Annotated in this window: 8 protein-coding genes; 7 read left to right on the top strand and 1 reads right to left on the bottom strand. The window is 73.8% G+C overall.

Going from position 1 to position 14,553, the window contains the following annotated elements:
* Positions 1 to 78: 78 nt before the first annotated feature.
* The 4 genes from ABZ385_RS09275 (at position 79) to galE (ending at position 8,210) form a co-directional block, all read left to right on the top strand.
* A complete protein-coding gene (locus ABZ385_RS09275) occupies positions 79 to 3,891 on the top strand; it encodes a CDP-glycerol glycerophosphotransferase family protein (protein ID WP_358910639.1) in 3,813 nt (1,270 codons plus the stop codon).
* Positions 3,888 to 5,426, top strand: a complete 1,539-nt coding sequence (locus ABZ385_RS09270; protein ID WP_358910637.1) for a hypothetical protein — start codon at positions 3,888 to 3,890, stop codon at positions 5,424 to 5,426. The genes ABZ385_RS09275 and ABZ385_RS09270 overlap by 4 nt, the downstream gene beginning before the upstream one ends.
* 36 nt (positions 5,427 to 5,462) lie before the next feature.
* On the top strand, positions 5,463 to 7,124 hold the full coding sequence (locus ABZ385_RS09265) for a glycosyltransferase family 2 protein (RefSeq protein ID WP_358910862.1): 1,662 nt from the start codon (positions 5,463 to 5,465) through the stop codon (positions 7,122 to 7,124).
* A gap of 102 nt (positions 7,125 to 7,226) precedes the next feature.
* Positions 7,227 to 8,210, top strand: a complete 984-nt coding sequence (galE, locus tag ABZ385_RS09260; RefSeq protein WP_358585963.1) for a UDP-glucose 4-epimerase GalE — start codon at positions 7,227 to 7,229, stop codon at positions 8,208 to 8,210.
* A gap of 82 nt (positions 8,211 to 8,292) precedes the next feature.
* Here the strand turns inward: galE and ABZ385_RS09255 are convergent, their stop codons facing one another.
* Entirely contained in the window at positions 8,293 to 8,937 is a 645-nt protein-coding gene (locus ABZ385_RS09255) for a TetR/AcrR family transcriptional regulator (RefSeq protein WP_358910635.1), read from the bottom strand.
* Between the two features lie 137 nt (positions 8,938 to 9,074).
* On the opposite strand from ABZ385_RS09255, the gene ABZ385_RS09250 reads away from it, so the two are divergent.
* The 3 genes from ABZ385_RS09250 to ABZ385_RS09240 all read left to right on the top strand — a co-directional run bounded on the left by ABZ385_RS09250 (position 9,075) and on the right by ABZ385_RS09240 (position 14,546).
* A complete protein-coding gene (locus tag ABZ385_RS09250) occupies positions 9,075 to 9,995 on the top strand; it encodes an ABC transporter permease (protein WP_358585959.1) in 921 nt (306 codons plus the stop codon).
* Positions 9,988 to 10,785: an ABC transporter ATP-binding protein gene (locus ABZ385_RS09245; protein ID WP_358585958.1), complete on the top strand. Its 798-nt coding sequence runs from the start codon at positions 9,988 to 9,990 to the stop codon at positions 10,783 to 10,785. The genes ABZ385_RS09250 and ABZ385_RS09245 overlap by 8 nt, the downstream gene beginning before the upstream one ends.
* Positions 10,786 to 10,919: 134 nt before the next feature.
* Positions 10,920 to 14,546, top strand: coding sequence for a bifunctional glycosyltransferase family 2 protein/CDP-glycerol:glycerophosphate glycerophosphotransferase (locus ABZ385_RS09240; protein ID WP_358910633.1), 3,627 nt, complete (start codon positions 10,920 to 10,922; stop codon positions 14,544 to 14,546).
* Positions 14,547 to 14,553 lie beyond the last annotated feature (7 nt).

Here is a 14,553-nt window from a genome sequence, read left to right as displayed (position 1 = left end):
GGAGAAGCTGACCGTCGGGAGCGGGCGGAGGGCAAAGGGGGATAAATATGCCCGTACTCTCACGAAAGGCCGGTCGCCGTGCAGCCCCGTCTCAGCGTCGTCGTGCCCATCTACAACGTCGAGGAGTTTCTGGAGGAGTGCCTGGAGTCGATCGCGCGGCAGACCATCGACGGGCCGGGCCGGCCAGGCGGTCCGGAGGGGCCGGGCGGCCTGGAGTGCGTCATGGTGGACGACGGTTCGACGGACTCCAGCCCCTCCATCGCCCGTGAGTTCGCCGCCCGGGACCCCCGCTTCGTCTACGTCCGCCAGCGCAACGCCGGGCTGAGCGCCGCCCGCAACACCGGTGTGCGCAAGGCGTCCCCCACCGCCGAGTTCCTCACCTTCGTCGACAGCGACGACGTGGTGCCGCACGACGCGTACGAGCGGATGATCGCCAGCCTGGACGGGACCGGCTCCGACTTCGCCTGCGGCAACGTCTGGCGGCTCACCGAGCGCGGCCGCTCCCAGGCCTGGCAGTACAAGTGGCTGACCGAGCAGCGCGCCCGTACGCACATCACGCGCGACCTCGACCTGCTCTCCGACCGCGTCGCGTGGAACAAGGTCTTCCGCCGCTCCTTCTGGGACCGCCACCGCTTCGCCTTCCCCGAGGGCAAGCTGTACGAGGACACGCCGGTGATGATCCCGGCGCACTTCCTCGCCGGTTCCGTGGACGTGCTCAGCGACCACGTCTACTACTGGCGCGTGCGCGAGGGCTCCATCACCCGCCGGCGCACCGACGTCAAGGGCGTGCGCGACCGGATCGCGGCATGCGCGCACGTCTCCGGCTTCCTCGCCCGGCACGCGCCGGAGATGAGGAAGACGTACGACGCCTCCTGTCTGCGCGACGACTTCGTGTACTTCCTGGAGGGGCTGCCGATGGGCGGGCCCGAGTACCGCGCGGCCTTCATGACGGACGCCGCCGCCTTCCTGCGCCGCGCCGATCCGTCCGTGATCGCCGGGCTCCCCGTGGACCTGCGCGTCAAGTGGCAGCTCGTGCGCGAGGGACGCACCGCCGAACTCATCGACCTGCTCTCCTTCGAACGGACCAACGGCACCGCCTTCCACGTGCGCGGCACGGTGCGCCGCCGCGCCTCCTACCCCGGCGTCGGCCGGCTCCCCGAGAAGCTGACGCGCGTCGGACGGCACGAACTGCCCGTCGTGGCACGGGCCGGCGAGGCGCGCTGGGGCGCCGACGGGAAGCTGCGGATCAGCGGATACGCGTACGTGCGCAACCTGGAGGCGACCCGGCCCGGGCACTCCGTGAAGGCCGGGCTGCTCAAGTCGGTCCGCAGCAAGCGGGAGTTCCGCCGCGTGCCGACGAGGACGGTCGCCGCGCCGGAGGCCACCGAGCGGTCACGCCAGCGCCTGCACTGCTACGACCTGTCCGGCTTCGAGATGACGATCGACCCCGAGCAGTTGAAGACCGGCGGGCGGTGGCGGCCCGGCAACTGGCTGCTCGGCGTGGTCGTCGCCGGCCACGGCACCGTGCGGCGCTCGGCCGTGCGGGCCGCCGACGGCGGGTCGGCGCAGTCCCTGGTGCGCGAGCTGGACGACGGGCTGCGCCTCGTCCTCGGCCACAGCAAGGGCCGGCTCGTGCTGCGCGTCCAGGAGTACGCGGCCCGTGTGGAGGCCCATCGGCGCGACGGGGGTGACGTGGTGCTGAGCGGCAGCCTGCCCGGGCGGCTGCGTCCCACGGCCCTGCGGCTCACCCACAAGCACTCCGGGACCGAGGTCGAGTCCCCGGTGGCCCGCGCCGACGACCGCTTCGAGGTGCGCGTACGGCTCGCCGACCTGGCGCGGGTGGCCCCCACCCCGCACCTGGCGCCCAAGGAGGTCGAGCCGCCGCACGGGGAGCGCTGGCAGGCCAACCTCGTGCTGCCCGACGGCACCCTGAAGTCCCTCGCCGCCACCTTGGACCTGCCCCCCGGGCGGTACGCGACGGACACCGGACGCGAACTGTGCGCCACGGCCAACGACCAGGGGCAGCTGGTCGTGGAACTGACCCGGCAGCCGGTTGCCGACCGCATCGCCTGGGGCGCCGACGGCACGCTGACCGTCGAGCTGTCGGCCACCGGCGCCGGCTGGCCCGAGGCCGAGTTCGTCCTGCGGCACAGCGGCCACGACGAGGAGCTGGTGGCCCCGGCCGAACGGACCGGCGACCGACTGCGCGCGGTCCTCGCACCGGGGGGCGGCGCCCTGCGGGAGGGCCGGTGGTACGCCTTCCTGCGGGAGACCGGGACGGGGCCCGGCGGGGCGGGGGACGGTCGGCCCGGGGCCCGGGACGGACACGGTGGGGGCCGGGACGGACACGACGGAGACCGGGACGGGCAGGTCGGGGTCCGGGACGGGCACGGCGAGGGCCGGGACGGGCACGGCGAGGGCCGGGACGGGCACGGCGAGGGCCGGGGCGGACACGGCGGGGGCCGGGACGGGCACGGCGAGGGCCGGGACGGGCACGGCGAGGGCCGGGACGGGCACGGCGAGGGCCGGGACGGGCACGGCGGAGACCGGGGCGGGCAGGTCGGGGTCCGGGGCGGACACGGCGGAGACCGGGACGGGCGCGGTGGGGGGCGGCGGGGTGATGACGGTGTGCCGGTGCGGTTGCTCGCCTCGGTGGCGGCCGCGCTGCCCCTGCACCAGGAGGTCGAGGGGCGGGAGTTCACGGTCGACCGGCGGTTCGGCGACCGGCTGCTCGTCGAGGCGGGGTCCGTCCTCGCCCGCTCCGAGCGCGGCGCCTACCGGCAGCACCGGCTGCGCACCGCCCACTATCCGGGCTGCCGCGAGCGGCCCCTGACGGACGCCGTCCTCTACCTCGACGGCGACTCGCCCCGCGCCGTCCACGAGGAGCTGGTGCGGCGCGGCGCCGAGGTGGAGCACCTGTGGGTCACGCACGACCAGCAGACCCCCGTCCCGGCCGGCGCGAAGGGCGTGGAGCAGTACAGCGCCGCCTGGTACGAGGCGCTGGCCCGCTGCCGCCGCATCGTCGCCTCGGGCCACCTGCCGGAGTTCTTCGAGCGCCGCGAGGGCCAGACCGTCGTACAGACCTGGCACGGCGCCCCCCTCAAGCGCATCGGCACCGACCTGACCGACACCCTCTACGCCGACCACGGCCACCTCGACGCCCTGCCGGGCCTGTCCCGCCAGTGGGACGTGCTGGTCTCCCCCAACCGCTTCTCCACCCCCCACCTGGGCCGCGCCCTCGCCTACGACGGCGAGGTCCTGGAGGCGGGCTCGCCCCGCAACGACGTGCTCTTCGGCGACGACCGCCACAAGGTCGCCGACCGGGTGCGCCGCGAGCTGGGCGTCGGCCCGGACAAGCGGATCGTGCTGTACGCGCCGACCTACCGGGACCATCTCGCGTACGCCCCGGGCCGGTTCCGCTACGAGCCGGCGCTGGACTTCCGCGCGGCGGAGTCGGTGCTCGGCGACGACCACGTCCTGCTGGTGCGCAAGCACCCGCTGACGTCGGGCCGGCTGCCGGGCGCCCGCGCGCCCTTCGTCCGCGACGTGTCGGCCCACCCCCGGGCGGCCGAACTGCTGCTGATCGCCGACGTGCTGGTCACCGACTACTCCGCGCTGATGTTCGACTTCGCGCACACCGGGCGTCCGATGCTCTTCCACGCCTACGACCTGGAGCACTACCGCGACACGGTGCGCGGCTTCTACCTCGACTTCGAGACGAGCGCCCCGGGCCCGCTGCTCGCCTCCACCGGCGAGGTCGTCGAGGCGCTGCGCGACCTGGACGCGATCGCGGCCCGGCACACGGACGCGTACACGGCCTTCCGCGAGGCCTACTGCGATCTGGACGACGGCGGGGCCGCCGCCCGGGTCGCGGAGAGGCTGATGCGGTGAGCGGCACGCTCATGGCCCGCCGGACCCTCCACGGCGCGACGGCCCTCGGCGGCGCCCCCCGTTTGCGCCCCTCGCCGTACCTGGTCTTCGGCGGGCTGTTCTGGCTGGTGATGTCGCTGGCGTTCTGGCGGGTGCCGATGTGCTGCGACTTCGGGCAGCACGCGGCGGTGGTGGAGCGCCTGAAGGCGGACCTCCTGCACCCCTCGCACCCGATGGCGGACCTGCCGGGCCAGGGCAGCGCGTACTACTCGCCGTACGCGGTCGCGCAGGGCCTGTTCGCGCGGGCGACGGGCCTCGCGGGCTGGGAGGTGGTCAAGCTCGCGGGTCCGCTCAACCTCCTCGTGCTGCTCACCGGCATCGGCCGCTTCGTGCGGGTGCTCACCTCGCGCCCGTGGGCGCCGGTCCTGGCACTGGGCGCGATGGTGCTGCTGTGGGGCACCCGGATGGCGTGGTGGAGCGGCTATCTGGGCCTGATGTCGATGACGGGGAACCTCGGCTACCCCTCGACCTTCGCGATCGGTTTGGCGTTCTGGGCGTGGGCGTGGGCCGGTTCGCTGACCCGGCCCCCGGAGCGGGGCCTTTGGTCCTACGTGGGTCTCGGCGCCCTGTGCGGGCTCATCCTGCTCGTCCATCCGATCTCCTCGGTGGCGGCGGTGATCGGCGTCGTCGCCTTCGCGGTGTCCGGGCGCGTGCTGTGGCCGTGGGCGGCGACCGGCCTGACGGCGGTGGTCGGGGCGGCGCTGTGGCCGTACTTCAGCGTCTTCTCGCTGGTCGGTGACGAGAGCGTGGACTGGATCCACCGCCAGCTCTACACCGAGATGCCCCAGCGCTTCTGGCTGGCGCTGCTCGGCCTGCCCGCGCTGTGGCTGCGGCTGCGCAGGGACCGCAGGGACCCGCTGGTCGTGATGTTCGTCCTGGAGTGCGCGGTCGTCGCCTACGGCTGGTTCAGCGGCCACTACACCTACGGGCGCATCCTCGGCCTGACCCTGGTCCCGCTCCAGTTCGCGCTGGCCATCGAGCTGGCGGCGCCGCGCACCTGGGGGTGGCGGCGGGGCGCGCTGGCCGGGGCGGCGGCGCTCGGGGCGTGCGTGGGGTTCTTCCAGATCCAGGCGGGGGCCGTGGTGCCCCGAGCGCTGGACCCCATCGGCTTCGACCAGCCGCCGCGCTGGCCCGGTTACGGCTGGGCGAGTGGCCACATGCGCCCCGGCGACGTGGTGCTGACCGACGGCTACCGCCCCACCCGCTCCGTGCCGGGCCACGGCGCCAACCTCGTCGCCCCCGCCTGGCCGGACGCCTCGCTCGACGAGGACGTGCGCCGGCGGCGCCTCGCGGCCGTGCGGACCTATCTCTCCCCCGACTCCACTCGCGCGGAGCGCACGGCGATCGTCCGGCGCTACGACGTGCGGTGGCTGCTGCTCTCCCCCGGGCAGAAGGTGCCGCCGGAGGCGGTGGTCGTCGACTGGAGCCGGCGGACCGGCGAGGTGCTCGCGCGGGTGGGCGGGGCCACTCCGACGAATGCCCCCCTAATCGGATAATTACGAGCAACCTATAAAATTTCCTCCGTGGACCGCATCCTGCCTCTCCCGACTGCCCTGAACACTCCCGCCCCTAACGCCCGCTCCTCCCGGGTCTCCGTCGTCGTGATCGGCTTCAACGACGCGGCCCACCTCGCCGACGCGGTGCGCTCCGCGCTGGCCCAGGGCCCCGTCGTCCACGAGGTCATCGCCGTCGACGACTGTTCGAGCGACGGCAGCGCGGAACTCCTCGCCGGGCTCGCCGCGCGGGACCGGCGCGTGAAGGTGCTGCGCCGCGAGAGCAACAGCGGCGGCTGCGGCACCCCCCGCAACGACGGCATCGACGCCGCGTCGGCGCCGTACGTGATGTTCCTCGACAGCGACGACGTGCTGCCGCCCGGCGCGGCCGCCGCGCTGCTCGCCGCCGCCGAACGGCACGGCAGCGAGGTCGCGTCGGGGCTGTGCGTGCGCCGCGAACTGCCCTCCGGGCGCGACGTGCCCTGGCAGCCCGAGCTGTACGCCAGGGCCCGGCTCGTCGCCCGGCCCGAGCTGCGCGCCCGCCTCGTCCACGACACGCTGTGCGTCAACAAGCTCTACCGCGTGGACTTCCTGCGCGAGCACGGCATCCGCTTCCCCGAAGGCCGCTTCGTCTACGAGGACTTCGTCTTCACCGCGCGCGTCCTGGCCGCGGCCCCGCGCATCGCGCTCGTCCCGGACACGGTGTACGTGTGGCACGTGCGCCGCGCCGCCGCCAAGCTGTCGATCTCCCTGGACCGCTCCGGCATCGCCAACTGGCGGGCCCGCATGGAGGCCCACCGGCAGTCCGTGGAGATCCTGCGGGACGCCCGCGGCAACGGCGGCAAGCGGCTCGCGCGGGCGGCCCGCACCAAGTTCCTCGACCACGAGCTGCGGATGTACACCCGCGAACTGCCCGCGCGCGGCAAGGAGCACCAGCGCGAGTGGTGGGCGCTCACGCGCGCGTACCTGACGACGTTCGACGCCGCCGACCTCGACGCGGCGCCCGCCCCCGGCCGCGTCATCGCGCGCGTCGTCCTCGCCTCCGAACGCCCCCGTGACCTGGCCCGGCTCAAGCAGGTGGCGGCGCGCCCGGCGCGGCTCGCCCCGCCCTATCCGAGGGCGGCCGACGCCACGCCGGTGTGGGCGGACGACCTGCCCCAGGTCACCCTGGAGCACCTGCTCGTGCGGCCCATGCGGCTGCTGCCCCTGGCGGTGGACGGCGAACTGCGTCCGCGCGCGGGCGGCGCCCGGCTCACGCTGCGGCTGCGCGAGCTGTACGGGCGGGTGGCGGAGGCGGGTCCCGCCACCGTCGACGTCGACCTGGTCCACCGGCACAGCGGCCACCCGGGCCTGCGCCGTACGGCGTCGTTCGGCGCCGAGCGGCCCGGCGAGACCTGGACGGCCACGGTCCTGCTGGACCTCGCCTCGCTGGCGGGCGGGGTGTGGGACGTGCGGCTGCGGGTGCGCTTCGCCGACGGGACGGTGCGCGAGACGACCGCGCACGCCGTCACGGGGCCCGGACTGCTGCGCCGCACGGTGGTGCCGGGCGGCCGGCGCGGCATCCTCCTCGTCCAGCCGTACGCCACTCAGGCGGGCCACCTCTCCGTGCGCCTCGCCCCCGGCCCACGGGGCGTGGCCGGGGTGGCGAAGCGGCGCCTGGCCCGCCTGGTCCGCGCCGTCACCGGCCCGCGCGCCCGCTGACGTGCCCCGTACGCGCCCTCTGCGAGACTGCGGGTCCCGGAGCCGAGCAGACCGGGGCAGGCGGCACAGAGCACACGTACGACAGGACAGGACGCGACGACCATGACCTGGCTGATCACCGGAGGCGCCGGATACATCGGAGCGCATGTCGTGCGCGCCCTGACCGAGGCGGGCGAGCGGGCCGTGGTCTACGACGACCTGTCCACCGGCATCGCCGACCGCGTCCCCGCCGGCGTCCCCCTGGTGACGGGCTCCACCCTGGACGCGGACCTGCTGGCCCGCACCCTCGAGGACCACGCGATCACCGGCGTCGTCCACCTCGCGGCGAAGAAGCAGGTCGGCGAGTCGGTGGAGCAGCCGCTGCGGTACTACCGCCAGAACGTGGAGGGCCTGCGGGTCCTCCTGGACGCGGTGGTGGCGGCCGGGGTCCCCTCTTTCGTCTTCTCCTCCTCGGCAGCGGTCTACGGCATGCCCGACGTCGACCTCGTCACCGAGGAGACGCCGTGCGTGCCGATGAGCCCCTACGGCGAGACCAAGCTGGCGGGCGAGTGGCTGGTGCGTGCCACGGGGCGCGCGCACGGCCTGGCCACGGCGTCCCTGCGGTACTTCAACGTGGCGGGCGCGGCCTCGCCCGAGCTGGCCGACACCGGCGTCTTCAACCTCGTCCCGATGGTCTTCGAGAAGCTCACGGCCGGCGAGGCGCCCAAGATCTTCGGCGCGGACTACGCCACCCCCGACGGCACCTGCGTACGCGACTACATCCACGTCGCCGACGTGGCCGAGGCCCATGTGGCGGCCGCCCGCAGGCTCGCCTCGGCGGCGCCGGGCACGGACCTCACCCTCAACGTCGGGCGGGGCGAGGGCGTCTCGGTCCGCGCGATGACGGACCTCATCAACGAGGTCACGGGCCACGCCACCACGGCCGAGGTGACCGCCCGGCGCCCCGGCGACCCGGCCCGCGTGGTGGCCTCGGCGGACCGCGTCGCGGCGGAACTGTCCTGGTCGGCCGAGCGCGACGTACGCGACATGATCGCGTCGGCGTGGGCGGGCTGGACGCGGCTGCACCCGGGGGCAGCGCCGAAGTAGCCGCCAAGGGGCTGCCTCAGGGGGCGCGAGGTGCTGCCTCAGAGCGCGCGAAGTGCTGCCTCAGAGCGCGCGAAGTGCCGCCTCAGAGCGCGCGGAGTGCCGCCGCCGTGGCCTTCGCGAGCCTGCCCAAGTAGCCCTTGGGCAGGTCGGCGCGCACCACCACCGAGCGCCAGTAGAGCGGCCCCGAGAGCAGGTCGAGGGCCAGCTCCTCGTCGGCGCCCGCCCGCAGCTCGCCCCGCTCGACGGCGGCCCGCACGATGCCGCTCGCGACCCCGTGCTGCCCCTCCCGCAGTGCCTTCTGCAGGGCCTCGGCGATCTCGGGGTTGCGGGCCGCCTCGGCCTGGAGATCGGGGATTACCTGCGAGGCGACGGGGTGGCGCAGGGCGCGCGAGGTCACCTCGTACAGCAGCCGCAGGTCCCCCTCCAGCGAGCCGGTGTCCGGCGCGGGCAGGCCCTGGACCGCTATGGCCGACACCAGGTCGAGCACGAGGTGCAGCTTGGAGCGCCAGCGGCGGTAGACGGCCGTCTTGCCGACCCCCGCGCGGCGCGCGATGCCCTCGATGGACATGCGGGCGTATCCGACGGAGGCCAGCTCCTCGAAGACGGCGGTCCGGATGGCCTCGGTCTTGTCCGCGCGGAGCACGGCGGCCCCGGCGGGCGCCCTGCGGCGGGGCCGACCGCCCCCGGGGCCGTCCGCCTGTTCACCCTGCTGCCTGCTCGTCGTCATGCGGACAGCATAAAAGCGCGACGACGATACGGTTGCGTTCCGACGTGACGAGTCCTACGCTCGGCGTTGCGACGATACGGGCCCGTCCCGACGTGTGTCGCAGCCCTCCGCAGCCTCCCCGAGCGAAAGCCACGCACGTGAGCCAGGTCCTCGACGCACCCCCGCCTCCCGCCTCCGCGCAGGCGGCCCCCATGAGCCCCGCCGAGCTGGCCGCCCGGCACGGCCTGACCGTCAGCGGCGCCCGCCCCTCCCTGCCCGCCTACGTCCGCCAGCTGTGGCAGCGCCGCCACTTCATCACCGCCTTCGCGACCGCCAAGCTGACGGCGCAGTACAGCCAGGCGAAGCTCGGCCAGCTCTGGCAGGTGATGACCCCGCTGCTGAACGCGGCGGTCTACTACTTCATCTTCGGCGTCCTGATGGACACCAGGCGTGACGTGGACGACTACGTCCCCTTCCTCGTCACCGGCGTCTTCGTCTTCACGTTCACCCAGGCGTCCGTCATGGCCGGCACCCGCGCCATAGCGGGCAGCCTCGGCCTGGTGCGCGCCCTGCACTTCCCGCGCGCCTCGCTGCCCATCTCGCACTGCCTGCAACAGCTCCAGCAGCTGCTCTTCTCCATGGGCGCGCTGCTGGTCATCCTGCTCGGCTTCGGCGTGCCGCCGACGGCGTCCTGGCTCCTGGCGGTGCCGGTCCTCGCCCTCCAGTTCACCTTCAACACCGGCCTCGCGCTGGTCATGGCCCGGCTCGGCAGCAGGACGCCGGACATCGCGCAGCTGATGCCGTTCGTGCTGCGCACCTGGATGTACGCGTCCGGGGTGATGTGGAGCATCGACGCGGTCCTGAAGGACAAGCACCTGCCGCACGTCGTCCAGGTGCTCCTGGAGTGCAATCCGGCCGCCGTCTACATCGATCTGATGCGGTTCGCGCTGATCGACAGCTTCCACGCCGACCGGCTCCCGCAGCACGTGTGGGCCTGGGCGCTGGGCTGGGCCCTGCTCGCCGGGATCGGCGGGTTCATCTACTTCTGGAAGGCAGAGGAGACGTACGGCCGTGGCTGAGACCGAGACTTCCCCGGAACCCGCGCCCACCGTCATCGTCGACCGGGTCGACATCGTCTACCGCGTGCACGGCGCCGGCGCCACGGCCGGGCGCGGCGCCGCGACGGCCGCCCTCGGCCGCATCCTCAAGCGCGGCGGGGCGCGTGGCACACGTACCGTGCACGCCGTCAAGAACGTGTCCTTCACCGCCCGCAAGGGCGAGGCCATCGGCCTGATCGGCACCAACGGCTCGGGCAAGTCCACCCTGCTCAAGGCGGTCGCGGGCCTGCTGCCCGTCGAGCGGGGCCGGATCTTCACCGATGGCCAGCCCTCCCTCCTCGGCGTGAACGCGGCCCTGATGAACGACCTGTCGGGCGAGCGCAACGTCCGCCTCGGCGGTCTGGCCATGGGCATGTCGCGCGAGCAGGTGCAGCGGCGCTACCAGGAGATCGTCGACTTCTCCGGGATCAACGAGAAGGGCGACTTCATCACCCTCCCCATGCGCACCTACTCCTCCGGCATGGCGGCCCGCCTGCGCTTCTCCATCGGCGCCGCCAAGGACCACGACGTCCTGCTCATCGACGAGGCGCTGGCCACCGGCGACCGCTCCTTCCAGAAGCGCTCCGAGGCCCGCATCCGCGAGCTGCGCGCCCGCGCGGGCACGGTCTTCCTGGTCAGCCACAACAACAAGTCGATCCGGGACACCTGCGACCGGGTGCTGTGGCTGGAGCGCGGCGAACTGCGGATGGACGGCCCCACGGCGGACGTCATGAAGGAGTACGAGCGGTTCACGGGCGGCGGCAAGGGTTAGCCGACGCCCGCACCGTCCCGCTGGGTCGCCGGGTCGCCGCGAGCCACCGTCCAAAACCGGACAGGTAGCCCTTTTGTCGCATCAATAGCCGCATCCTTACACTATGGGAGCGTTTAGCAACAGAAGGAGTGCGCGTGCAGCCACGGCTGAGTGTTGTCGTCCCCGTCCACGACGTCGAGCTGTACCTCGACGAGTGCCTGGAGTCCCTGGCGGCCCAGACCTTCACGGACTTCGAAGTGGTCATGGTCGACGACGGGTCGCGGGACGGCAGCGCGGCCATCGCCGGGCGCTTCGCGGCGGCCGACCCCCGCTTCCGGCTGATATCGCAGGAGAACAAGGGCTTGGGCGCCGCCCGCAACACCGGTGTGCGGCAGATGTCCCCGCACAGCGAGTACCTCGCGTTCGTCGACAGTGACGATACGCTGCCCCCGACGGCGTACGCGCTGCTCATCGAGACGCTCGACGCGACCGGCTCGGACTTCGCGGCGGGCAACGTCACGCGCTTCCGCTCCGCCGGGTACGTCCAGTCGCCCGTGCACCGCGTGCCCTTCGCCACGACCCGGCTGCGGACGCACGTCTCCCGGTTCCGCCCGCTGCTGACCGACCGCACCGCGTGGAACAAGGTCTACCGCCGCTCCTTCTGGGAGAAGCACCGGCTCGCCTACCCCGAGGCCATGCTGTACGAGGACGCCCCTGTCAGCGTCCCCGCGCACTACCTCGCGGACGCCGTGGACGTGCTGAGCGAGCCGATCTACAACTGGCGCGAGCGCGAGAGCGGCGAGCGTTCCATCACGCAGAACCGCACGAACCCGCAGGGTCTGATCGACCGCGTGAAGTCGATCCGCATGGTGCGCGCGTTCCTGCTGGCCCGCGTGGACGACGACCCCATGTACGCCGAACACCTGCGGGTCTACGACGACAACGCGCTCGCCGAGGAGATCCCGCTCTTCTGGAAGGTGCTGCCCGGCTCGGACGCCGCCTATCAGGAGGCGTTCCTGGAGCACGTGGGCCGCCTGGTGCGCGAGATCGGGCAGGACGCGGTGCGCGCGCTGCCCGTGCCGCACAAGCTGAAGCTGTACCTGACCGTGCACCGGCGCCTGGACGAGCTGATCGCGCAGCTGGAGTTCGAGAAGGAGCACGGCGGTTCGATCCCCGTCACCGGGACGCTGCGCCCCCAGGCCGACTACCCCTTCCTCGACCCGACGGTCCCCGTGCCGGACGCGGTGCTCCGCCTCGACCAGGAGCTGCGGCTGCGCAGCCGGCTCGACGAGGCCGCCTGGCACGACGGCAAGCTGTGGCTGACCGGCTGGGCGTTCCCCCGCCAGCTCGGCGCCGAGTCGCGGGGCAAGGCCCTCAAGTCGCTGATCCTGAAGGAGAAGGGCAGCCGCCGCACGGTGCTCGTGCCCGCGCGCAGCCACATCGACCCGGAGGCCACCGTCGCCTCGGGCGCGGAGTTCCGGCACGCCGACTGGGCGGGCTTCGGCGCGCTGGTGAACCCCGCGCGGCTGCGCCGCCGGGGCCGGTGGGTCGACGGCCTGTGGCGGGTGCGGATCGCCGTCGCCGGCACCGGCATGACGCCCCGGCGCGGCCCGCTGCACGGCGCGGGCACCGGCTCCGGCCAGACGCCGCCCGCGCACTGGGTCGCCGAGGACGTCCGGGTGGCCCCGCAGATCCAGGACGGCGAGCTGGCCATCCGCGTGGAGACGGCCCACGCGCGTGCCCTTGAGGTCCGCGCCGAGGGCTCCCACCTCGTCGTACGCGGCATCCTGCGCACCGCCCCCGACGGCGCGCCCCGGCTGCGCATGCGCCACCGCGAGTCCGGCGCGATCCGCACCGTCCCGCTGGACCTCGGCGTCCCGCGCGACGGCCGCGTCCCCTTCACGGCCCGGGTCGGCACGGCAGCCCTGACGCAGGTGCGCGAGGACCACGAACGCCTGCGCCCGACCCAGGCGGAACGCTCGATCGCCCGCTGGGACATGTCGGTGGAGATCGTCACCGGCACCGGCACCGGCACCGGCACCGACGCCGACGCCGGCAACACCGGTGCAGAGCCCGCGTCGACGCGGCTGGCCCTCGTCCTGGACGACCGGGAGGGCTTCTCCGGCGCCCAGTTCCCGCACGCCGGCCGCGCCATGTACGCCCGGCGCAGCCCCGGCGGCTACCTCCAGTTCGTGGACCAGCCCGTCCAGCCCCTCGTCGACCGCGTCTCCGTGTCCCCCGACGGCACCGTCACCCTCACCGGCAGCTACCCCGCGCCGGGCGCCCACGCCCTGGACCTGATGCTCCGCCAGACCTGGTCGGGCCACGAGTACACCTTCCCGGCCCGCGCCGACGACGGCCGCTTCGAGGCCCGTTTCGTCCCCGCCCCCACCCACCGCCCCACCGGCGGAATCCCGCTGCGCGCCGGCTTCTGGTGGCCGTCCGTCCGGCGGCCGGACGGCACCCGCACCGCCGTCCAGCTCGCCCCGCCCGTCCACGGCCACCTCCCCATGGAGGTCGAGGCGCACGGCAAGCGCGTCGAGCTCCAGGCCCGCCAGTACGACCAGTTGGCCCTGATGGCCCATTCCGAGCTGCGCCCCGACGAGCGCAGCCGCTACCGGCAGACGAGGCTGCGCACCGAGACCTACCCGGCCGCCCGCCACGAGCCGCTGCGCGAGGCCGTCCTGTACGACGTCTTCGGCGGCCGGATGTACGGCGACTCGCCGCGCGCCCTCCACGAGGAGATGGTCCGCCGGGGCCTGCCGGTCGAGCACCTGTGGGTCGTCAGGGACGGCCAGTGCCGGGTCCCGGCCACCGCGAAGGCGGTGCGCGTGCACAGCCCCGAGTACTACGAGGCGATGGCCCGCTCCCGCTACCTCGTCGGCAACACGCACTTCCCGCGCTGGCTGGTGCGGCGCGAGGGCCAGCAGATCGTCCAGACCTGGCACGGCACACCGCTGAAGCGCATCGGCTTCGACTTCGCCAACGACCACTTCGCGAGCACCCAGTACCTCGTGGACCTGGACCGCGAGCGCCACCAGTGGACGATGCTCCTGTCCCCGAACCGGTTCAGCACCCCGATCCTGCGCGGCGCCTTCCGGTTCGGCGCCGACGTGGACGGCGAGCTGGTGGAGACGGGCTACCCCCGCAACGACGTCCTGCTGGCCCCCGACCGCGCCGAGCGCGCCGCCCGCGTGCGCCGCGCGCTGGGTCTGCCCGAGGGCAAGAAGGTCGTCCTGTACGCCCCGACGTGGCGCGAGGACAAGCAGCGCCACCGGGGCGGCTTCCTCCTGGACCTGCGCCTCGACCTGGAGAAGGCGCGGCACGAACTGGGCGAGGACCACGTCCTGCTGGTGCGGCCGCACGCGCACGTCGTGGAGCCGGTGCCGGGCGCGGGCGACGGCTTCGTGTGGGACGTGGCGGGCCACCCCGACGTCATGGACCTGCTCCTGATCGCCGACGTCCTGGTCACCGACTACTCCTCGGTGATGTTCGACTTCGCCGTGACGGGCCGTCCGATGCTCTTCTTCACGTACGACCTGGAGCACTACCGCGACCGGCTGCGCGGCTTCTACTTCGACTTCGAGCGGCGCGCGCCGGGCCCGCTCGTCCCCACCTCCGACGACCTGATCGCCGCCCTGCGGGACGTGGAGGCGGCGAGCGAGCCGTACGCAGAGGCGTACGAGGCCTTCCGCGCCGCGTTCTGCGACCTGGACGACGGGCGGGCCGCGGCCCGTGTGGTGGACCGGATGCTCGCCCACCGAGGGGCGGCCGCCGTATGAGTACGCG

The organism is Streptomyces sp. NPDC005898, from assembly GCF_040629635.1.
Lineage (GTDB): Bacteria > Actinomycetota > Actinomycetes > Streptomycetales > Streptomycetaceae > Streptomyces.
The sequence above is the reverse complement of the archived record's forward strand: the minus strand, read 5'-3'. Positions and strand labels throughout refer to the sequence as shown.

Excerpts from the sequence above, each read along its gene's own strand:
- galE (WP_358585963.1), top strand. The coding sequence starts at position 7,227 with ATGACCTGGCTGATCACCGGAGGCGCCGGATACATCGGAGCGCATGTC.
- ABZ385_RS09255 (WP_358910635.1), bottom strand. The coding sequence starts at position 8,937 with ATGACGACGAGCAGGCAGCAGGGTGAACAGGCGGACGGCCCCGGGGGC.